The following is a 21,610-nucleotide window of genomic DNA, read 5'->3' on the forward strand; positions in this document are numbered from 1 at the left end:
CAATTATACGGACTTTATCTAGAAAGGCAAGCACACCTGTTTAAAGTTTATCTTCTAAGATTTGTTTACTTTAGAACTATAGCAGTTAATCATTTCAATGATTAATAATATCTTTACAATTAAGGTAATATATTTTTATTGCTTTATCAGTAAAACCTCTATTTAAATTTCTAATTTATGACAATCGCTCCAATTTAAGGTTGATATTCATTATTGATTATTCCAAACTTTATACAAATTTCTTTATTAATTTAACTGTTTATCTTCTGAACATATTAGCAAGATAAAGTATATCCTTAATAATATTCAACAAATTAATAAATAGATTAAATCCCATTTCTCTTGGTGAATAGTCACCTCTTTTTAAACGATTAAAATCATACAAAGTATAAAGTAGAAATAACAACAGACTAACGACGGTAATAATAGTGTAAAAAATAGGATTTTGAAGAAAAATACCAATTAGACTCGCAATAATTAATGTTATTAATGTAACGAATAAATACTTGCCTATACTCGATGCATCTCCAACGAAGAAATAACCAATAATACCAAATGCTATAAATGCAAAAATTGCTAATGCGATATTTTTATAGAAAATATCTGGTCCTAAATTTTGTAAATACGTGGTAAACGTTGCGTATGACAATAAGCCAATTACTACAGCGTAAATATGTGAAATAATTAAACCGAACCGTCTCGCTCTTTCAAAAACAAGTGTTGCTAAAATAATAATCAGTAATCCAAATGACAAGGGTTGTCGCCAACTTAATGGTAAAAACTGACCTAGATAGCATCCTATGCCAAATATAATCCAATAATACATAAAATAAAGCCACACTTTACTTATTGATTGAGCATGCTGGTTTTGATGATAATATGAATGATTTGTATTTTGCGACAAACTAATTCCTCCTTCTACTGTCGTTTTATGCGTCAAATTTTACAGTAAATTTTGCTTCATCAAAAGAAATAACCTTTAACAAGTATAGTAATTTTACATTTTACAATGTTACAAAATATAATTTTTTATAATTAGTTAAAATCACTAAAACGCTTTTATACACTATCAAATCAGCATTTATAAAAATATGAACCGATATCCTAAAATGTTAATAATATTACAAGATAATAACAAACCACACAAAGCTACTTATTTTTGATAATATGGAAAGCGTAATATAAAACGAAAACTTAATTTACTATATAAATTGTCTTAATAATTTTTAAAAGTAGTAAATCTTAATTTTAAGGAGGAGTCCCTTTGAAAAAATTAGCATTTGCAATAACAGCAACTTCTGGTGCAGCTGCATTTTTAACGCATCATGATGCACAAGCTTCTACACAACATACAGTACAATCTGGTGAATCATTATGGAGTATTGCTCAAAAATACAACACTTCAGTAGAGAGTATTAAACAAAATAACCAATTAGATAACAACTTGGTATTCCCTGGTCAAGTTATCTCAGTAGGTGGAAGTGATGCACAAAATACGTCAAACACTTCTCCACAAGCTGGTTCAGCATCATCTCATACTGTACAAGCTGGTGAATCATTAAATATCATTGCTAGCAGATATGGTGTTTCAGTTGATCAATTAATGGCAGCCAATAACTTACGTGGTTATTTAATTATGCCTAACCAAACATTACAAATTCCTAATGGTGGTTCAGGTGGTACAACACCAACAGCTACAACAGGTAGCAATGGCAATGCATCATCTTTTAATCACCAAAATTTATACACTGCTGGTCAATGTACATGGTACGTATTTGACCGTCGTGCTCAAGCTGGTAGTCCAATTAGCACATATTGGTCAGACGCTAAATATTGGGCTGGTAACGCAGCTAATGATGGTTACCAAGTAAACAACACACCATCAGTTGGTTCAATTATGCAAAGCACACCTGGTCCATATGGTCATGTTGCTTATGTTGAACGTGTCAATGGTGATGGTAGTATCTTGATTTCTGAAATGAATTACACATATGGTCCATACAATATGAACTACCGTACAATTCCAGCTTCAGAAGTTTCTAGCTATGCATTCATCCATTAATTAAATAAATTGTACTGATATATACTAGCAATTCACATCATGTGAGATTGCTAGTTTTTTATTTTTGAAAAAAATTTTCATTTTGGTACAAAAAATTATCTCACCCTTCCCTATCATACTTATTTATATTTTGTATGAATGGTAGTTAGGTAAAAAATAATAACCTACCTATTTGATTAAATTAAATGCATAATATATTAAAAATCAAAATAATGCAACTAAGTTGACTATATAATGATTTAATTTGTTATACCAGTATTTTACGCTTTTTCGTCTACATATACAAATTTATATTAAATAAAGTCCAATACAATTTAGGTTAATTAAACAAGTTGATAGCTATTTAATTATTCATTCATTGAAGAATATAAACTATTAAATCATTATTTTGCTCTTACATATATTTTAATGACCTAACTGATTATGTTCCATGGAATACATTTATAACATAGCCCCAAATTAAAATGCTTTGTCTTGGTCTATCTATGTAAACTCTATAAAATATGTTATCTACTTACATAAAAAATGAACTTCAATACCACCATATGTTTGTGATACTGAAGTTCAGTATAGCTTAATTTTCAATTAGAAAAATAAGTTAAGTATATAGAATAAAAACGCTGCTAAAAACGCAGATATCGGTAATGTAATCACCCATGTAATAATCATACGTTGAGCAGTGCTCCATTTAACACCTTTAGCTCTGTTAGAAGCACCAACACCTAAAATTGATGATGACACAACGTGTGTAGTTGATAATGGGAAATGCAGAGATGACGCAACAAAAATTGTTAATGCAGATGATAAATCGGCCGCTGCACCATTTGCAGGACGTATTTTCATAATATTACCACCTACAGTTTTGATAATTTTCCAGCCACCAATTGCAGTACCAAGCCCCATTGCTGTCGCACAGGCAAATTTTACCCATAACTGTGGTTCAACGCTGCCATCATTCTGTACATTAGCAACAATCAATGCCAACGTAATAATACCCATTGATTTTTGCGCATCATTCGTACCGTGAGAGAATGATTGTAACGCTGCTGTGAAAATTTGGAAAAATCTAAAATTACGATTCGCTCTTGTTAAATTTGCGTTTTTAAAGATAACTTTAAAAATTGAATACATCAAGAAACCAACACAAAATGCGATAATCGGCGAAACGATTAATACAATAATAATTTTTGTGAAACCTTGGTAATGTAACACTCCAAATGAGCCTTCAGATGCGATTGCTGCACCCGCAATTGAACCTATAAGTGCATGTGAAGACGAACTTGGAATTCCGTAAAACCAAGTAGCTAAATTCCAAATAATAGCCGCAAGTATTGCAGCTAACACAACAACTAATCCATTTTCCAATTTAAATGGATCGACAATGTCTTTAGTAATGGTGCCTGCAACGCCCGTAAATGTTAAAGCACCTATAAAGTTCATCACTGCTGCCATTAAAATTGCCGTTTTAGGCGTTAACGCTCTAGTAGATACAGCAGTAGCTACTGCATTGGCTGTATCATGGAATCCATTGATAAAGTCAAATATCAGCGAGAAAATAACTACAGCTATAGTGACGATGATTATATATGACATAAATATATACTCCCCTTAGCTATTTTTCATAATAATAGTTTCAAAATTATTTGCTACGATTTGACATTTATCAGCAATTTCTTCCATGCTTTCATAAATATCTTTTATTTTAATTAATGTGATTGGATCTGTTTCGCTATTGAAAATATGTTTAATTGACTGTCTTAAAATACCATCACAGTTTGTTTCAAATTCTTTAATATTAATTGAATGAATACGCATATGTGATAATTTTTTATCGACTAATAAGCCGACAGCAAGTTTCATTTCTGCAACTGCTTTTTGAATGTTATCAACAAACTCAGCCATATATTCATCTGTGTATTCGATTGAATACATTTCAAACATAGCTGCCGTTTCTTCAATTGCATCTAAAACATCATCAATTGCATCACATAATGATAAAATATCTTCACGTTCAATTGGTGTGATAAATGTTTGATTTAAATCAGTAATTACTTGATGTACTAATTCGTCACCATGTGACTCATAAGTTTTAATGTTGTCTGAGTATGCTTTTAAATCTAAATGAGTATTGAAATCCATTTTACCGAATTCAATAGCAGCACGATCCAGATTGAAAACCATCTCTTCTAATTGAACCATAAACTTATCTTTTTTCTTACTAAACATTTAAAATCCTCCATTTAAGCGATTGTCACCAATCACATTCAGTTATAATTTGTTTCAAATTAAGACAAGTGAATTTACAAACTAATGATACAAATTTGTTATTATCAATCGTCAGTATAATTTTAGTGTACTGATATTAATTTCAAAAATGCCTCACAGTAAACAATTTACTGTATTTGCCCTTATATGAAAATAGCACAAAATTTACAATCCCACAATTCAATTTACAAATTTTTAACAATTCCGAAACTTAACTTTTACATAAAATTTAAATAGTAGTAGGCATTTGTTTTGAAAAAGTTGTTGTATAGGCAATTTTTTATCTATAAAACTCTAAAAATTGTAAGTGGATATAGTTGGGAAATTTGCAACGATACAATATTTATTACATAACTTTTACATATTAAAATACACTTATCTTGTTTAAAACGATCATTGACTCATATATCTCTCAATGAATATACTTTTATTTTCTCACATTTAATACAATTTACAAAGTTGAATCCTGTTAATCTTTTCAATTAAAAGCATCACCAATTAAATATATTTCCTTCAAAACCCTTTCATAATCACTCATACCTTTACTTCATTATTAATATGGTATTTTAACCCAGTATTCAACTATACATGCTAAAAATATAACTTCTCTTCATTTATAATAAAAAGCTCCCAGTATAGTTCGTGAATCCGAATCCACTACTCTACTGAAAGCCATCTGTATATTTTATATGGAATGTCTAATTGTTCGCTTGGAATGATTATAAGCCGTCACTGCAAAAACAGCATACATACAAATGTATAATCCCATTACTATGAAAACCGGTATTTGATTCGTTGTACCCATTAATTTCATATATGCTAATGATGTAAAATATGCATGTGATAGTGCAATAACTAAAGGTAACCCAAAATTAAACATAATTTTAAACTTTAGTCCCCTTGCCATATCTTTTTGTGTAAATCCAAGCTTTCTCAAAATACTATAATTCTCTAACTCATCTTCGGTTTCATCTATTTGCTTAATGTATATAATGCAACATACAGCAATCAAGAATGTAATACCTAAAAATGATGTTACAAATAATAATATTCCGGTTAAACTTGATATTGAGCTTATCGCTTCACTTCTTGTTTCAATAGATTTATCAACTTTATTTTTCGCTTTTTCTAATGCTAAAGCATCTTTTTTATGTTTCAAATCGAATCCAAATTGAGAGACGATATGCTTTGCCTTTGTATACTTTCTTATTTCTTGATAGTCTTTGTCATTTAAGACAAACGTTGGTCCACCTAAATCAACATCTGTCATAAAATAGATTTTATTAATATCTTTACGTAACTTAATATTAACATGATGTTTTTTCGTTCCTATAATTGCTTTACCATGCTTTTTATGTTTCACTAAATCTTTGATAGAACCTTCCGCTACAAACAAATCAGCTTGTCCACGTTTCAAATCAGTATTAGGGATGTATTTATCACTAGTAATTGTTACATTGTATGGTTCTTTCGCTTTTACATCAAATAAATTATCTTTATACAATTTCGTATGAATTACTTCTTTATAATTATAAAAATGAGGAATTTTTTGATTGTTTAATTCACTTGCTAATTGATTAGCTTTTTGTTGGTCTTTAATTGTAACGTCGTGTGGTGCAGTATATTTTATTTCACTTGATAAGGACGCTCTACTTATAGCAGCAAAGCAAAGAACTGAAACAGTAATCGCTGAAATGATTGCCATAACCGTAAGTGAAAAAGCATTTTTCTTAATACGATACATTATAGATGATGAGAACATGACATCATTTACACTTATAACACCTTTTCTAAACTTCTTCACCATTTTAAAAACTAGAGAAACAGAGCTTTTAAAAAATAAGTATGCCCCAATCACAGTTGACAATAAAATAAACATAAGTGTACCGATAGAATCATAATATTGAACAATGTTCAAAGATAGATAGTATCCTGTGGTAATCAATACTATACCTAAGATGCCTAAAACAACCTCTTCAAATGTAATTTTATTATGATTTGTTTCTTTAACCTGGTTATTCTTTGACATCTGTGAAATAGATTGTTTGAACACTAATATAAAATTTTGAGCAGATGTTAAAAAATAAGCGACACCGATTAACATTAATGTTTCAAATACCGCCCTCAAGCTAAAAATAATTGGAACCTTTTCTTTAATTCCTAATAATGTAAAGACAATCATTAATAACAGTTTCGAACCAAAAATACCAATAATAATACCTAATATTGCCGTAATTATAAATATTAGTATTTGTTCGAGCATTAGTATATAAATAATGTTGAATTTCGATAAACCTAATGTTTGATATAATGCAAGCTCATAACTTCGTCGTTTAATAAATAACACATTGACATATAACAAAAATGCAATTATGATGAAAAATAGAAAGTAGCTTCCGACTTGTGAGCCTTCCTTTATAATTGGATATGACTCTGTCATGTTTAGTTTATGCGCGTATTTTAATGCTACAAAGCTAAAATACAATACTACACTCGTAATTAATGAAAAAAGATAGATGGCATAATGTGATAAATTTTGACGGAAATTTTTAAATATTATCTCGTTAAAGGTCATAATTAACGCCACCTAAAACACTTTGTACACGTATTATTTCTTTGAAAAAGGTATGTTTATCGTCATCCCCTTGGTATAATTCAGTGAAAATTTGACCATCTTTTAGCATCACTACTCTATTGGCATAACTTGCTGCAACAGGATCATGCGTTACCATAATAATTGTAGACTTAAATGCTTCATTCATTCTTGTTAATCGTTTTAATAAATCTTGAGTACTTTTAGAATCCAGTGCACCTGTTGGTTCGTCAGCAAATATAATAGAAGGTAATGTAATAAACGCTCTTGCAGCAGATGTTCGTTGTCTTTGTCCACCAGACAATTCAGAAGGATATTTATCACTAATATCCAATATATTTAATGCTTCTGCTACTTTTTCATAACGATTTAACATGTGTTCTTTATCTAACTTCTGTACCGTTAGTGGTAACATTATATTTTCTTTAACAGTCAATGTATGCAGTAAATTATACTCTTGAAAAATAAAACCAATATCATGCTTGCGTATATCAGATAATTCCTTGTTTGAAAGCTTTTCTAATTTTTTTCCTTTTAATGTAATAGAACCTTGTGAAATATAATCAATTGAACTTAAAACATTTAATAATGTCGTTTTCCCAGATCCAGAGGGACCCATAATAGCAATAAACTCGCCTTCTTCAATAGACATATTGATATCTCGCAACACTTCTTGTGCCATTTTTTTAGTTCCATATATTTTTGTTAATTGTTTTACTTCTAAAATTGCCACTTTAACACTCCTATAATTTATCTTAACTTCATTTCCTTTAGGCTTTGGCACTTGTATCTTCAATTTAACATATGACTAACATCTATCTTATTATAACGTTGAAGCTGCATTGATGTATCAATTCTAAGTAACAAAACGCATGTTTAAAATGACAAATTTGTCACTTCCGACATGCGTTCAACAATTTCATTTTGTAATGGGAAAATCAATCTGACAGTTGTCCCCTTACCAACAGTCGACGTGACTTGCAGGTGAATACCTAATTGATCCTTTACACTATTTACTAAATATAGACCCATACCTGAAGACGTCGTTTCATTTCTGTTAGCCGTTGACGTAAATCCTCGTTCAAATATTCGCGGCATATCTTTTTTACTAATACCTCTGCCATAGTCTTTAATATATAACGAAACATGTTGATCATTTAATTCTGTCCCAATTTCAATATTAAAATTCTCACTATATTTCAATGCGTTTGACAAAATTTGTCTAATAATCATACGACACCATTTTATATCTGTATAAACATAATCATCCACTTTAAAGTCAACATCAAAACCAATACCTTTAACCTGACTAATATGTCTTGTTAATTGTATTTCATCAATGACCATGCGTTTAAGTGACACGTAATCAAAATACATATCTTTGCGTTGAGATTCTAATCTAGTAATATACAGCTGTGTATCCAGCATCGAGTCTATACGAGACCATTCATATAGTAATGCCTGTTTTCTTTCTTGATTTTTTTCTTGATCAATTAATAATTTCATGGCTGTCACAGGTGTTTTTATGTCGTGCACAAATTCTGTAATGGTCTGTTCATGCATATTCAATTGTAACTGTTGCTCAACAACCTTTTCTTTGTGAGCTGAGATTTGACGATATAAATAATCAACTGTATGACGTTGAAATGGCGTTTCCGCTAAATCTTTATGTTTAATTTCTTCTATTTCTTTATCTTTGTCAAAATGCTTATATAATTTTACTTCTTTAAAATATGTCAATATAAGAAAAATCATTGTTAAACTTAAATTCAAAGAAACAATATAAAATAAACTGTCTATTGGAAAATCATAATCGATTAGACTAATGCCTAACATAAGCAAGTTTAAAAACAATATCCAAAATATCCAGTTCATGCGAGATTTCAAAAAATAAGCTACCCATTTCAAATTATTCATGAGCCATATATCCTTTTCCTACTTTTGTTTCGATTGCACTATCCATACTTATTTCAGATAATTTTTTTCGTAAACGATTCACATTTACTGTTAACGTATTATCACTAACAAATGCTTCATCATCCCATAATGCAGTGATAATTGTATCTCTCGAAACGATTTGATTTTTTTTGGTAATAAGTATTTCTAATATAATCATTTCTGTTTTGGATAGAAAAATCGTATCGTCACCTTTTTGTATACTATCTTTTGATAGATCTATAATGGCATCTTGCCATGTTAACGTGCGTTTTTCTTCAGCAGTAAATTCATACACTCGTCGATAAATCGCTTGTAATTTAGCAATTAATACATTTGTATAAAAAGGCTTTTGCATATAATCATCTGCGCCAAGTTCCATACTCATCACTTGATCCATTGGATTATCACGAGATGATAAAAATAATATTGGTACGTTGGAAACTTCTCTCATTTTTCTGCACCAATAAAACCCATCATATTTAGGTAATTGAACATCCAATATAACAATTTCAGGATTAAAACTTTCAAATGTATCCATTACTTTGCCGAAATCTTCAATACCAGCAACATTAAAATCCCATTGTTCTAATTCTTTTTTCAATTCTTGAAACAAAGTATTGTCATCTTCTACTAGTAGTATTTGCATCCATATCACCCAATATCATTTAGTATATTTCATATTTTCTCCTGATTTTAATCGACTTTGAAAATCTTTAATCCGGCAGTCAACTTCAAAGCCATGAATCATCATTTTTTGCATTGGTGCTTGTATAAAGTAATAAATCGGCCAAAATAATCGAGGGATATAATCGTATAGATGTATATAAACGACTGCCGACTCTTTGATTAATCTAAATTCTAACTTCCCTTGATTAACTGTATATTTTTTCACTAAACTTCCACTCAATAAAATTAAAGTTATTATTCCATCAGCTGTTTCTACTATTTTAAATACTGCGAGCGGTCGCACCTTATTCTTAATATATATCTTAAATTGATCATGTGATTTTTCTGTTTTCACAAAAGTTCCTTTAGTGTAACCCATCCATGCAATAAAGTGGTTTACAACGTTCTTTAATGTCCATCCCTTTGGTAAAACTACCTTCATCGTTGATCTAACATCATCATACTTTGAAACTTGTAATTCTACATTAACTAAAGAACGTTTAAAAACTAAATTTGTTGTTTCTACAGTTGTACCATATGCACCTAGGCGTTCAATTGTTTCATTATCATAACGACTCCCAGGTATGTAGATTACTTTTTTTACTTGATTGATAGCGGCTGCTCGACCAAAATTATCTGCTGCGATTAATGTTAAATCTCTTGCTGATGATTGTGTTATTTTGGCAGAATTCTTTGTTGGGTCGATAAAGAATACAGCAATATCTATTTGATTCATTGCTGCAACAACCTGTTCGTAATGAAATATATCACACTGAATCCAAGTCATTTCAACATCATCTGTTTTTTTATTGTCTGGATATTTTGATATAGTAAAAAGTTCAGCATCATTTTCAATCACTTCACTTAAATACTTACCAATATATCCTGTTCCACCTGCTAATAAAACTTTAGGTTTCATCTAAAATACTCCTTTAAACTGTAACCAAAAAACATATTACTCCACCTTTTAGTTACATATATATTATAATAGTAGCAAATGTTTTAAAATTTCAAAATACTGGAGGCTTTTTATGGCCCATATTATACGTAGAGTTAGTATCAAAGATGTAGAAAATTTCATTTCAATGTTAGCGAAAATATACGACGAATCTCCGTATATGTTCTACACACCAGGAGAATATGATCCTAGCGTCACATCGGCTAGTAAACAATTAGAAGAATATATCACTTCTCCACATAAAGTCATCTTTGTTGCTGAAAGCGATGAACAACTCGTTGGCTTTGCCTTTGTTAATACGACACCATTTCAACGCATTAAACATGTTGCTAAAATTGATTTAGGTGTAAAGAAATTATATCAACATCGTGGAATTGGACAAGCACTTCTTGATGCCATTATGGCTTGGTGTTTAAACAATCAAATACACCGAATTGAAGCAAATGTACCACTCAATAACCAACCTGCCCTCGAGCTTTTTAAAAGTGCCGATTTTCAAATCGAAGGCGTTTTAAAAGATAAGTTATTTATCGATGGTAAATATTACGATGACTATATGATGGCTAAAATTCTTAATTAAAGCTATTTTATCATAATCTTGTATCAGAATCGCATAACAACGAATTTAATGGTTACCTAATACATTACTCATCCTTATCAATGTCATCTAATCTTAAATGAATGCGTATACTCTTATTCATTTATCAAATTTTAATTCAAAATAAAGCACCACTAATGTGTAATTGATCAACTATCAACTACGCTTAGTGGTGCTTTATATATTATTTAGTTTTCCTTACTATAAAAATCTTCGAGTCTAAAATCTATATTCGGTAATTTTTCATATATTTTATCCTGATACTGATTGTTTTGAATGTAAGTTTCTTCAGTAACTAACTTACCTTTACGCTTAATTCCATAATCTTGTACGAATAAATTATTATTTCTATTTATTTTGTAATACGGTACAACATTCGCACTAAATTTTACTCGTTGATGAATAAGTTCCATTGCCAATGCATAGTATTTATTTGTCTCATATAGCCATAAATGATCTATTGAAACACCTGAAACAATTACATCTTTTAATAATATCCTTACATTCGGCTTAAATGTGCTGTGTCTATCTAAATAATTTTTAAACAAAACACGATGTATACGTCCAGTAACCATAACGCGTTTATTTTTAAATGGTTTTAATGCTGACCTTGTCATTTCCTTTCACAACCTTATTTTCAAATCACTTCGTGCTCAATCTATATTTTAATTTTTCTTTTGAATTCTTTTCAATTTATAAATTTATTATATCATGTACACACTGTTTTTTGACTATTTAGTTGTAAAAAGTTATTTTCAGGTTCAAAACAAATTAGTTTGTAAAATAAATGTCACATCATAATAGAGTGGGACAAAAATGATAAAGAACCGCTAACAATTTATTATATCTCAGACTCTTACACATTAGCCCCATATGTTTCAAATTCTTCTTTTTCAATTTGAAGATCTTAAATGTTGCTTAAGTAATAAATTACTACTGTTTATCATTAGTTTAAAGGATTTAACGGTAATTCATTACTCGGATTTTCTATTTGTGGTTTCTCTTCAGTTTGAATACCACTAGAAGATGTATTACGACTTAAGAAAAGTAACACTTTTTTGATATTATCTATCGATTCAGGTTTATTAAGGTGAAATTGATATTGGTGATGTAAATGATGCGTACCATCATAAAACAAAGTATCTACTGGTACATTCAATTCTTGTAATTTCTTACTGAATTCTATATTTTGACTTTCGAATGGATCGCTATCTCCAACAGATAAAAATGTTGGTGGATAATTTTTTGTCGATTGTTTTACTGTCGACATTTGTGAAATATTTTTAAAACTCTTTTCCCAATCTTCTTCGCCAGTATAACTTTTCATAAATAACTGTATTCTTGGAAACTCAGTTTCTCTAACTGTTTGCATATTATAAAAACCACCAAATAGTATAGCACCTTTAATTTGCGATGGTTTGAATGACTGATCAAATTTCATGGCTTCTCTTAATTGATTGTTTGTCTGTATTGCAGTATATTGGCTAGCTAATTGAGCACCTGCAGAATCACCGCCAATAATTACTTGATTAAAATCAATAGGTAAATTCATTTTATTTTCTTTAATGAATTGAGTTGCTTGATTCATTTGAATTAATGGAGTGGGATATTTATATTGTGGCGCCAATGCATAATTTACATTCACAACAATGTACCCTTGTTCAGCAATTTTCGCTAATAATGGGTTTTTATACTGCTTATCACCCGCAATATAACCACCACCGTGCATCCAAAAAATAACTGGCAGTTTGGCATTAGAAGACATATCTACAGGTGTAATAATATCTAATTTACTGTTAGGGAAAACTCTATTGTATGTAAGGTTTTGATAAATGCGCACATTTTTATTTTTAATATTAATTTTGTCTTTATTAGCATGGTTCTCATTTGTAATTTGGTCATAATGTTGTTTCAGATGAAATGATAACAATACACTGATTACAGCTATAAAAAGCGCAGTTATCATCGTCCATTTATTATCTTTATTCATTACATCGTACCTCTCTATTTGTTAGACGCTCATATTAATAGACTGAATAAATATAAAAAGCAATTCGCCCGATAAGAATAGAGACGAATTGCTTTTAAGGTTAAAACAAAGTGATTCAATTGTAAAGTTTCGGATATCCATCATATGATATTAAGCAATATGTTTTTTATCCGCATTTTTACGTTTGAAATATTTAATAATTACAGCTACTACAATAAATAAGCCTACATATCCCATAATTGTATATAACTTATTAATTAATTCAGCAAATCCTACGAAACTTAATAAATAACCTGCTACCATCATTATAATAATAAAGATATGATAATTTTTACTGTATGGTTCTGTAAAACGTGCTGCAAATGAATACATTAGTCCTAGAATAGTATTATACATAACCGCCAGCATAATAACAGATAACACTGTTGCTATTAAAGGATGGATATTATTTGCTAACGTCAATGTTGGAATTGAGGCATTTTTAATAGTTGGATATTCACTTTGCAATGCAAAGTTGATCAATGCTAGTAATACAGTATAGATAATACCACCATACATCGCGCCTGCACCTGACACTGTACGCTTTTCAGTATCCCCACCGATTGCTACGATGGTACTAAAACCTACAGAAAAAGCTAATCCACCATATATTGTACCAAACCAGATTCCCTTCCAGATACTTGCTTCAGGCACTACTTGGTTAACTTCTGCTAATGAAACATGACCTTTAAATAAATAAACGCCAGCGATTAATACAACTAAAACAATTAAAAATGGTGTAACGACACCAAGGGCACGTACTATTTTATTAAAGTCTAATAGCAATGTTACATAAATTGCTAATGTCATAATTAAAGCACCTAGCCATGTAGGTATGTTATAACTTTCTTCAAATGTTGCGCCTGCACCAGCTATCATGGTTACAGCTATTCCAAATAAGAAGAAGATTAAAATATAATCAAAGACTTTACTAAACTTTTCACCGAATACGTATTGTAATGTTGATTCATGGTTTGTCGCTTCAAAGGCAGTACCAATTTTTGCTACTTGGCGCCCAATAAAAGCTAAAATAAAACCAGATATAATGACACCTAAATAAGCCCACAAGCCATATTTAGTGAAAAATTGCATAACTTCTTGTCCTGTTGAAAATCCTGCGCCCACTACAATGCCGACGTAGGCAAATCCAATTTTTGTTGCTTCTTTATTCATCATCATGTGAATAATAGACCTCCTTAATTTTGCACAGTGTGCATTATAACGTACTGAAAATTAATTGCAAGTCGCATAGGTTATTTTTCACTTTTTCAAAATTGCTCAATCCATTCACATTATCACGTTCAATGACATTTAAAAAAATTATAAATTTATGCTTTTATAATGCAGTCATACGAACTTTTGTATAGGAAAAATGATTAATAATTGTGCTTCTTGACTTACGTATTTTTAGTTAAATTTCGAAAAATACATATCAAAATTTCTCAGTTAAAAAGGTTTAAACTATCTATCGTATGTTCTTTATTAAAATGTATAAATTTATAAAATGTTGTATAAAAACCATTTGTGCACACAAGTTTACTTCGTTAGTTTTTAAGTATTAAAAAAGGCTGGAACATATGTCCCAACCCAACCAAATGTTAAAACTATTATTAAGCTAATATAATTGAAATGTAATTAACGTGCATTACGTTGGTGTAATTCATTTATATCAACAACAACGTTGTCCATACGTTTGGCAGTGTCTTTTAAGACGTTACGAGCAACATTATTATTAGGATCTAATTTTAAAATTTGCTTGGCGATATCAAAAGCCTTCTTATCTGAAATAACAGGTGTTGGTATCGCATGCAATAATAACATTTGTAACAAACTTTTAACTTCTTTGCCGTCAGTAAGTTTTATGGAAGCGTCTGCATGATAATAAGCAGAATCCAAAGCACCTTCATATTCACTTAGTGGATACACAAGCAATAAAAATGCTAAGTCATGCATCTCAGATGATTCTTCGTACTTAATCATATCTAAAATACATGTATAAAACATCATACTTTCTACTTCATGCGCACTTGAAATATATGCTTCTTCAAATTCCATAAAATCTGTTTCGGACATCAATTGTCGTACTAAATCAAACTCGCCATTCAATACATGTTTTTTTATAAGGTGTTGCATGGCAATGTCCTCCTATTTCTCCAGATTTTATTAAACATTTACATATATACTATCATATTTTTTATAAAGTTTCATTTGAAAAAGGTTTACATTTTTCATTATTAGTAAATTTTAACTAAAATGATTGTTTGATTTCTGCTAATGCATCATCAATTGAACCGCCGATTGACAGCTTTACTGCTGCGATAAAACTGCCTTCAACAATTGGTGCATCAACTTTTAACACACGATGATTACCATCATACATTTCAATTGCCATATCTACATTCATTTCTGAAGATCCAATATCGTAAAAACACAATGCATCATCCTCTAATTTAGTCAAAACTTCTTGGATGATATCAAATGAAGTTCCAATTGAACCATCTGGTAATCCCCCGATTGGTATAATATCAACGTCACCAGCCATTTGCTTTAACAAAGATTTTGTACCACTTGCAATTTCTTTACTGTGGCTAACAAGTATAATTTTAGGCATTATCTTCATCTCCAATCAAAGCGTTTAAAATATAAACCATACTTTGAGCACCTGGATCTATATAACCTTTTGATTCTTCTCCAAAATATGCAGCTCTACCTTTTGTTGCTACCATATCTTTTGTATTATCTGCTAATTGCTGTAAATCATTGAATGTTAAAGTTTCACCATTTTTAAGCTTCTCTGCTGCTCGCGCTACTACATCATACATTGTCTTTTCATTTAAAGTAACTTTACCACGTGATTCAACCGCTTCGGCAAATGCCTGAATTAGTGTAATAAAATCTTGATTATTCATATCATTTTTGGCGACTGCAGACATTTTAACAAAGCTAAAGCCATACAGTGGTCCTGATGCACCCCCAACATTTGACATCAATGCCATACCAGTCGATTTGAACAATGATTGCATTGAGCTATCATCAAGTTTGTCTTTAAGACTACTAAACCCACGAACCATGTTAACCCCGTGGTCACCATCACCAATTGCTCGATCTAATTCAGTTAATTCAGATTCATGTTTTTTAAACGTTTCTTCTAAATTTAATAAACGTGCTTTCATATCATTCACTTTCATTTGTGCCACCTCATAAATGTATATTTATTCATATTCACTTCTTATTTAAAGTATTTACTTGTTGTTGGTGCTAAAAATGCTTCCAAATATTCTGGTTTATTAGGCACGATAGTTATAGAAAAACCTTGCATGTCTAGAGATGTCATATAATCACCAACAAACCATTTAGCAACATTAACCGTTCTTGCAGTCAAATTTTGTTGAATATATTTAGTTACGATATTTAATTCAGATAACGGCGTACCACCCATACCATTTACCATTAATATGACATCATTGGCAGTAACTTCTTTATACAATTCGTCTAATAATGTTCCAACAATATGATCAATATCCTTTACTTCTTCCCTATGAATACCTTTTTCACCATGTATACCAATACCGATTTCCATTTTGTCGTCTTCAATATCAAAGCCATATTTTCCAGTAGTTGGAACAAGCGGTGGTTCAATTGCCATACCAATACTTTTAATTTCAGGTAACAACGCTTCTACACGCGATTTAATCTCTGTTAATGAATAACCTTTTTCAGCAAGATAACCAGCAAGCTTATGAACAAACACCGTTCCTGCAACACCACGACGTTGTGCTTCGTTTGTCACAGCAATGTCGTCACGAACAATAACAGTTTCAACATTTATATCTTCCATTTCTGCAAGCTCTTGTGCCATTTCGAAATTCATCACGTCACCTGCATAGTTTTTTACAACTAGTAATACACCATCACCATTATCTACTGCTTTAATAGCTTCTAATATTTTATCTGGTGTAGGTGATGTAAATACTTCGCCACAAACCGCTGCATCTAGCATACCTTCTGCAACAAAACCGGCATGCGCAGGTTCATGTCCGCTTCCACCTCCAGAGACTATTGCTACACCTTTTTCTTTTTTAGCTTTTTTTACAATAACTGTATTAGCAATCAGATCTAACTCTGGGTGCGCAATTAACAATCCTTCAAGCATATCAGTTAAAAATGTTTCTTTTTTATTGATTAACTTTTTCATCATGTTGTACCTCCTTGGTATTATCAGTCATAGTATAAAACAGAATAAATGAATGCGCTATCATAAAGAATCAACCTGATACCGTTATCAAATATATTTTTGATAAGACCGTCTTGATAACTTAATGATTCATTATTGAAAAAATAAATAGTCTTGAGTGGCTCATTAAATAAAAAATGCTATGAAAAGCCTTATAATAAAGTGCCTTTCATAGCAATAAGTTGTGTCCTTTGACACTATACATTTTTCGTTTTGTACATTAAATATAAGAAATACGGTGCACCAATAATTGCTACGACAATACCTGCTGGAACCCCACCTGGTTGTAATATAATTTTGCCAATTGTATCAGCTATAACAAGTAAACATGCCCCTACTAAAATGGCAATTGGTAAAAACAACTGATGACGTGGTCCAACGATACGTTTGGCAATATGCGGGCCCATTAATCCGATAAACGAAATTGAACCTGCTACTGCTACAGCAGCAGATGATAACATCACTGCGATAAAGAATAATATTAAACGTTCTCTGCTTAACCTTACACCTAGACCTCGTGCAATATTATCACCAGTATGAATAATATTTAGTGTATTCGATTTAAATAGTAAGTAAGGAATAATAATCAACACCCACGGTAAAAATGCAATGACAAATGGCCATTCGTCACCCCAAATATTACCTGCAAACCAAGCAGCTATGAAATCAGATTGCTTATCATCAAATTTTGACATAATTGTAATTGAGCCACCATATAATGCTGTTTGTAAACCTACACCTATTAATACCATACTCGCAGGTGTAACACCTTCATTTTTATTAAAACTGAAAATAAAAATAATCAATGCAGCGGTGATACCACCTAGTATACTTATTAACGGCAATACATAAACAAAATTGTCAGCATTAATTTTACCAATTGCAATAAATAATGCGATTGCAAATCCGCCGCCTGCGTTAATACCTAATATACCTGGTTCAGCTATTGGATTTTTCGTGACACTTTGCACTATTGCACCACTAATACTAAGCGCTGCGCCTGCCAAAATAGTAATCATCATCCGAGGTAATCTGAAATCTAATAAGATTAACTCATCAATGGCATCACCTTGTCCAATTAAAGTTTTGAAAAATCTTTCTACAGGTATGTTGTATTCACCTGAAGTAATACTCCAAGTACAACCTAGAAATAGTAGAATGCTAAAAACAGCCAGTGCTATCCATTGTCTGCGTTTATTATTTGAACTAATCATATTGAGCGTCCTCCTTTTTTAACTAAATATAAAAAGTAAGGAACACCGATAAATGAAATGATTGCACCAACAGGCGCTTCTCCTAAATATCGTGCTATCATATCGGCAACAAGCACGAGTAACCCACCTAACAAGGCTGTTAATGGTAGAATTTTAGCATAATCAGTTCCAATTAAAAATCTTGCTATATGAGGTACCATCAAACCTACAAATGCAACTTGTCCAGCGATAGCAACTGCTATACCTGCTAGAATCATAGCAATAATTAAACATATGCCTCTGATCATTGTTACATTTTGACCTAAACCTTTAGCTAATGATTCACCAAGATTTAAAATGGTAAGTTGTTTACTAATTGTTAATATAATGAATAACGCAATACCAATTAATGGAATTGCCCACTTAAGGTGTGACCATGTTGTGCCTGAAACGCCTCCAGCAGTCCAAAATGTTACTGTTTGATTTAGTCTAAAAGCTAATGCAATACCTTGACTTAGCGCTGTTAACATAGCACTTACTGCTGCACCCGCTAAAATAATACGCATCGGATTAAATCCATCACGTCTAGATCGGCCTATCATTAATACAATAGCACCTCCTAGAATAGCACCTAAAAATCCAGCAAACATCAATATTAAAAATGAAGTGTTTGGTAAAACTGCATATGTTAATGCTAAAGCAAATGAAGCACCTGAATTTAAACCTATGAGCGCCGGATCAGCAAGACCATTACGAGTAACACCTTGTATAATCGCACCAGAAACTGCAAGCGCCATACCTACAATTACTGCTGCTATATTTCTGGGAATCCTAATCTCATTGATGATGTTTTGCTGTTGATTGCTAGGATTATAATTAAAAATAGCCTCTATAATTGTAGAGGCTTGAATTTTGGCGTCACCTATTAATGTAGAAATAAATAGTGTGATTAGTAGTATCATACTTAAACCTATAATATAGGATAAAAACTTCAATGGCGTTGGGTTCTCTCTATTTGTCATGTTAATTGTCCTTTTTATCATATTAACTTACTTAATTAAGAATAAGCTCTGCGACATAAGTCATAAGTTACCAGTAAAGGTTTTCCAGTTTTAGGATCTTTACTTAAAACAACATCAATATTAAAAACTTTTTCTAATATTTCCTGTGTTAATACGTCTTCTGTTGAACCTGTAGCGATGATATCACCTTCTTTCATCGCAATAAGATGATCTGAGAAACGAATCGCTTGGTTGATATCATGAAGAACCATGACAATTGTACAACCTTGTTCCTGATTTAGCTTCTGAACTAATTCTAGTATTTCTAATTGATGACAGATATCTAAATATGTTGTTGGTTCGTCTAAAAAGATAATATCAGTTCTTTGTGCTAATGCCATTGCAATCCAAACACGTTGTCTTTGACCACCACTTAAATCATTGATTGAACGGTGTCGGAATGTATCAGTTCCTGTAACTTCCATTGCCCAATCAATTTCTTTCTTATCCTCAGCAGTTAATCTACCAAATCCTTTTTGATGTGGAAAACGACCATATGAAACTAATTCTCCAACAGTTAAGCCATCTGCTACTTCAGGTGATTGAGGTAAAATAGCTATTTTTTTTGCAATCTCTTTCGTAGATTGTGTATGAATATTTTCACCATCTAAAAATACTTCACCTTCTTTAACTGCCAATAAACGTGACAATGCCTTTAGCAAAGTAGATTTTCCGCAGCCGTTAGGACCAATGATTGACGTCACTTTGCCATCTGGTATTTCAACATCTAATTTATTTATAATCGTGTTATCCCCGTAACCAATTTTAACTTGTTGTCCATGCAAACGATTCATAATTTCCCTTCTTTCAATAAAATTCTTTCTGTTTATAAAAAATAATTTCTATTTTTAAATTATCAATTTTCAAAGGCATCCCAATTGATAATGATTATCATGAACATCATTATAACATTTTTCAATCTTATTGACTAACATTACTTTTTAAATTGGATAGCTCGATTTGTCATGTCTTGTATATTACTTTTATAAAATAAAAAACGCCCACAGATAAGTCTTCATAATTCAAAAACTTGTCCGTGGACTTCTATTTAAGTATGTGTGCTCATATCATTTATTTATTCATCTGCAAGAAAGCCATTACCATAAACATCTCTTACATCATGAATTACGAGGAATGCATCTTTATCGATTTGTTTAATTAATCGCTTTGCTTTTGAAACTTGTGTTTTAGAAATAACAACGTATAAGACATCTTTTTCTTCACGCGTATAATAGCCATGTCCATTTAAAATGGTTAAACCTCTTCCAATTTGCTCATCTATTGCTTTGGCAAGTTTGTCAGGATTAGTTGAAATAATCGTCATAGCTTTTTTAGTGTTTAAACCTTCTATGACATATTCCATCACTTTTGTTCCTATATAAAGTGATATTACTGTTACTAATACTTTATCAAGTGGAATAACTGTAAGTGAAATTGCAACAACGATCATATCGAAGAAAAGCAAAGCATATGGCGTGCTTACATCGAGGTATTTCGTTGCAATTCTCGCCAAAATTGTTGTACCTGCTGTTGTACCGCCTGCAAGGATAATTACTCCGATTCCTAGTCCAACGCTTACACCACCAAAAATGGCATTCACAATGCTGTTTCCAGTTTCTACTTGCCATGATTCTGTTAAACTCAAAAATATTGAAATAAGAATTGTTACAAGAATAGTTAAGTACATACTTCTCTTACTCAAAAATTTATAACCTATGGCAATCAATACTGCGTTGACTAAGAAGTTAGTGATGGCTGGTGAAATATGAAACGCATAATATAAAATAATTGCTAAACCTGTAACCCCGCCTTCACCTAAGTTACCAGAAATAATAAATGCATTTACACCTGCAGCAAAGATAAATGAACCTAAGACAACTAGTATTAAATCTTTAACCGTTTTATTCACGAAACCATCCCCTTTATATATTTATTAGACTATAAAAATAGTAGCACAACAAAAATACTGTCACAACTCTATGGAAAGAGTTCTAACAAAGATTTACTATTTAA

Annotated in this window: 21 protein-coding genes; 2 read left to right on the forward strand and 19 right to left on the reverse strand. The window is 31.2% G+C overall.

Features of this window, described 5'->3' with window-relative positions; all coding sequences use genetic code 11:
• Positions 1–259: 259 nt before the first annotated feature.
• Positions 260–904, reverse strand: coding sequence for a Bax inhibitor-1/YccA family protein (locus JV528_RS08675; protein WP_000081602.1), 645 nt, complete (start codon positions 902–904; stop codon positions 260–262).
• Between the two features lie 360 nt (positions 905–1,264).
• Between JV528_RS08675 and JV528_RS08680 the strand changes: the two genes are divergently transcribed.
• Positions 1,265–2,062 carry a LysM peptidoglycan-binding domain-containing protein gene (locus tag JV528_RS08680; RefSeq protein WP_000731644.1) on the forward strand — a complete coding sequence of 266 codons (798 nt, stop codon included), beginning with the start codon at positions 1,265–1,267 and terminating at the stop codon, positions 2,060–2,062.
• A gap of 585 nt (positions 2,063–2,647) precedes the next feature.
• On the opposite strand, the gene JV528_RS08685 is transcribed toward JV528_RS08680, so the two are convergent.
• The 7 genes from JV528_RS08685 to graX form a co-directional block, all read right to left on the reverse strand.
• Complete coding sequence (locus JV528_RS08685; RefSeq protein ID WP_000120365.1) at positions 2,648–3,655, reverse strand: inorganic phosphate transporter; 1,008 nt, start codon at positions 3,653–3,655, stop codon at positions 2,648–2,650.
• 15 nt (positions 3,656–3,670) lie between these two features.
• On the reverse strand, positions 3,671–4,288 hold the full coding sequence (locus JV528_RS08690) for a DUF47 domain-containing protein (protein ID WP_000491755.1): 618 nt from the start codon (positions 4,286–4,288) through the stop codon (positions 3,671–3,673).
• 724 nt (positions 4,289–5,012) lie between these two features.
• Positions 5,013–6,902 carry an FtsX-like permease family protein gene (gene vraG / locus JV528_RS08695; protein ID WP_204177477.1) on the reverse strand — a complete coding sequence of 630 codons (1,890 nt, stop codon included), beginning with the start codon at positions 6,900–6,902 and terminating at the stop codon, positions 5,013–5,015.
• On the reverse strand, positions 6,892–7,653 hold the full coding sequence (gene vraF, locus JV528_RS08700) for an ABC transporter ATP-binding protein VraF (protein ID WP_000985996.1): 762 nt from the start codon (positions 7,651–7,653) through the stop codon (positions 6,892–6,894). The genes vraG and vraF overlap by 11 nt, the downstream gene beginning before the upstream one ends.
• A gap of 143 nt (positions 7,654–7,796) precedes the next feature.
• Positions 7,797–8,837 carry a sensor histidine kinase gene (gene graS, locus JV528_RS08705; RefSeq protein WP_204177478.1) on the reverse strand — a complete coding sequence of 347 codons (1,041 nt, stop codon included), beginning with the start codon at positions 8,835–8,837 and terminating at the stop codon, positions 7,797–7,799.
• The gene (gene graR, locus JV528_RS08710; protein ID WP_001166496.1) at positions 8,830–9,504 is read right to left on the reverse strand and encodes a response regulator transcription factor GraR/ApsR; all 675 of its coding nucleotides are present in this window, start codon (positions 9,502–9,504) and stop codon (positions 8,830–8,832) included. The genes graS and graR overlap by 8 nt, the downstream gene beginning before the upstream one ends.
• Positions 9,505–9,519: 15 nt before the next feature.
• A complete protein-coding gene (gene graX, locus JV528_RS08715; RefSeq protein WP_000802957.1) occupies positions 9,520–10,443 on the reverse strand; it encodes an auxiliary protein GraX/ApsX in 924 nt (307 codons plus the stop codon).
• A gap of 112 nt (positions 10,444–10,555) precedes the next feature.
• On the opposite strand from graX, the gene JV528_RS08720 reads away from it, so the two are divergent.
• On the forward strand, positions 10,556–11,062 hold the full coding sequence (locus tag JV528_RS08720; protein WP_000940129.1) for a GNAT family N-acetyltransferase: 507 nt from the start codon (positions 10,556–10,558) through the stop codon (positions 11,060–11,062).
• 206 nt (positions 11,063–11,268) lie between these two features.
• On the opposite strand, the gene JV528_RS08725 is transcribed toward JV528_RS08720, so the two are convergent.
• The 11 genes from JV528_RS08725 to JV528_RS08775 all read right to left on the reverse strand — a co-directional run bounded on the left by JV528_RS08725 (position 11,269) and on the right by JV528_RS08775 (position 21,506).
• A complete protein-coding gene (locus JV528_RS08725) occupies positions 11,269–11,697 on the reverse strand; it encodes a hypothetical protein (protein WP_000198501.1) in 429 nt (142 codons plus the stop codon).
• A 329-nt stretch (positions 11,698–12,026) separates the two neighbouring features.
• Entirely contained in the window at positions 12,027–13,070 is a 1,044-nt protein-coding gene (locus tag JV528_RS08730) for an alpha/beta hydrolase (RefSeq protein WP_001030765.1), read from the reverse strand.
• A gap of 150 nt (positions 13,071–13,220) precedes the next feature.
• Positions 13,221–14,288 (reverse strand): YkvI family membrane protein, encoded by a 1,068-nt coding sequence (locus tag JV528_RS08735; protein ID WP_000980142.1) that lies wholly within the window; start codon positions 14,286–14,288, stop codon positions 13,221–13,223.
• A gap of 456 nt (positions 14,289–14,744) precedes the next feature.
• Positions 14,745–15,242 carry a hypothetical protein gene (locus JV528_RS08740; RefSeq protein WP_001164085.1) on the reverse strand — a complete coding sequence of 166 codons (498 nt, stop codon included), beginning with the start codon at positions 15,240–15,242 and terminating at the stop codon, positions 14,745–14,747.
• A 115-nt stretch (positions 15,243–15,357) separates the two neighbouring features.
• The gene (dhaM, locus tag JV528_RS08745) at positions 15,358–15,720 is read right to left on the reverse strand and encodes a dihydroxyacetone kinase phosphoryl donor subunit DhaM (protein ID WP_001124167.1); all 363 of its coding nucleotides are present in this window, start codon (positions 15,718–15,720) and stop codon (positions 15,358–15,360) included.
• On the reverse strand, positions 15,713–16,297 hold the full coding sequence (gene dhaL / locus JV528_RS08750) for a dihydroxyacetone kinase subunit DhaL (RefSeq protein ID WP_000867198.1): 585 nt from the start codon (positions 16,295–16,297) through the stop codon (positions 15,713–15,715). The genes dhaM and dhaL overlap by 8 nt, the downstream gene beginning before the upstream one ends.
• Positions 16,298–16,338: 41 nt before the next feature.
• A complete protein-coding gene (gene dhaK / locus JV528_RS08755) occupies positions 16,339–17,307 on the reverse strand; it encodes a dihydroxyacetone kinase subunit DhaK (RefSeq protein ID WP_001803922.1) in 969 nt (322 codons plus the stop codon).
• 233 nt (positions 17,308–17,540) lie between these two features.
• Positions 17,541–18,557 (reverse strand): FecCD family ABC transporter permease, encoded by a 1,017-nt coding sequence (locus JV528_RS08760; protein WP_000625890.1) that lies wholly within the window; start codon positions 18,555–18,557, stop codon positions 17,541–17,543.
• Complete coding sequence (locus tag JV528_RS08765) at positions 18,554–19,558, reverse strand: FecCD family ABC transporter permease (RefSeq protein ID WP_000184742.1); 1,005 nt, start codon at positions 19,556–19,558, stop codon at positions 18,554–18,556. The genes JV528_RS08760 and JV528_RS08765 overlap by 4 nt, the downstream gene beginning before the upstream one ends.
• Before the next feature lie 35 nt (positions 19,559–19,593).
• Complete coding sequence (locus JV528_RS08770) at positions 19,594–20,391, reverse strand: ABC transporter ATP-binding protein (RefSeq protein ID WP_001080809.1); 798 nt, start codon at positions 20,389–20,391, stop codon at positions 19,594–19,596.
• A 281-nt stretch (positions 20,392–20,672) separates the two neighbouring features.
• A complete protein-coding gene (locus JV528_RS08775) occupies positions 20,673–21,506 on the reverse strand; it encodes a YitT family protein (RefSeq protein ID WP_001044662.1) in 834 nt (277 codons plus the stop codon).
• Positions 21,507–21,610: the final 104 nt, after the last annotated feature.

Origin of the sequence: Staphylococcus sp. GDB20D11A (assembly GCF_016893255.1) — a bacterium.
GTDB classification, from domain to species: Bacteria; Bacillota; Bacilli; order Staphylococcales; family Staphylococcaceae; genus Staphylococcus; species Staphylococcus aureus.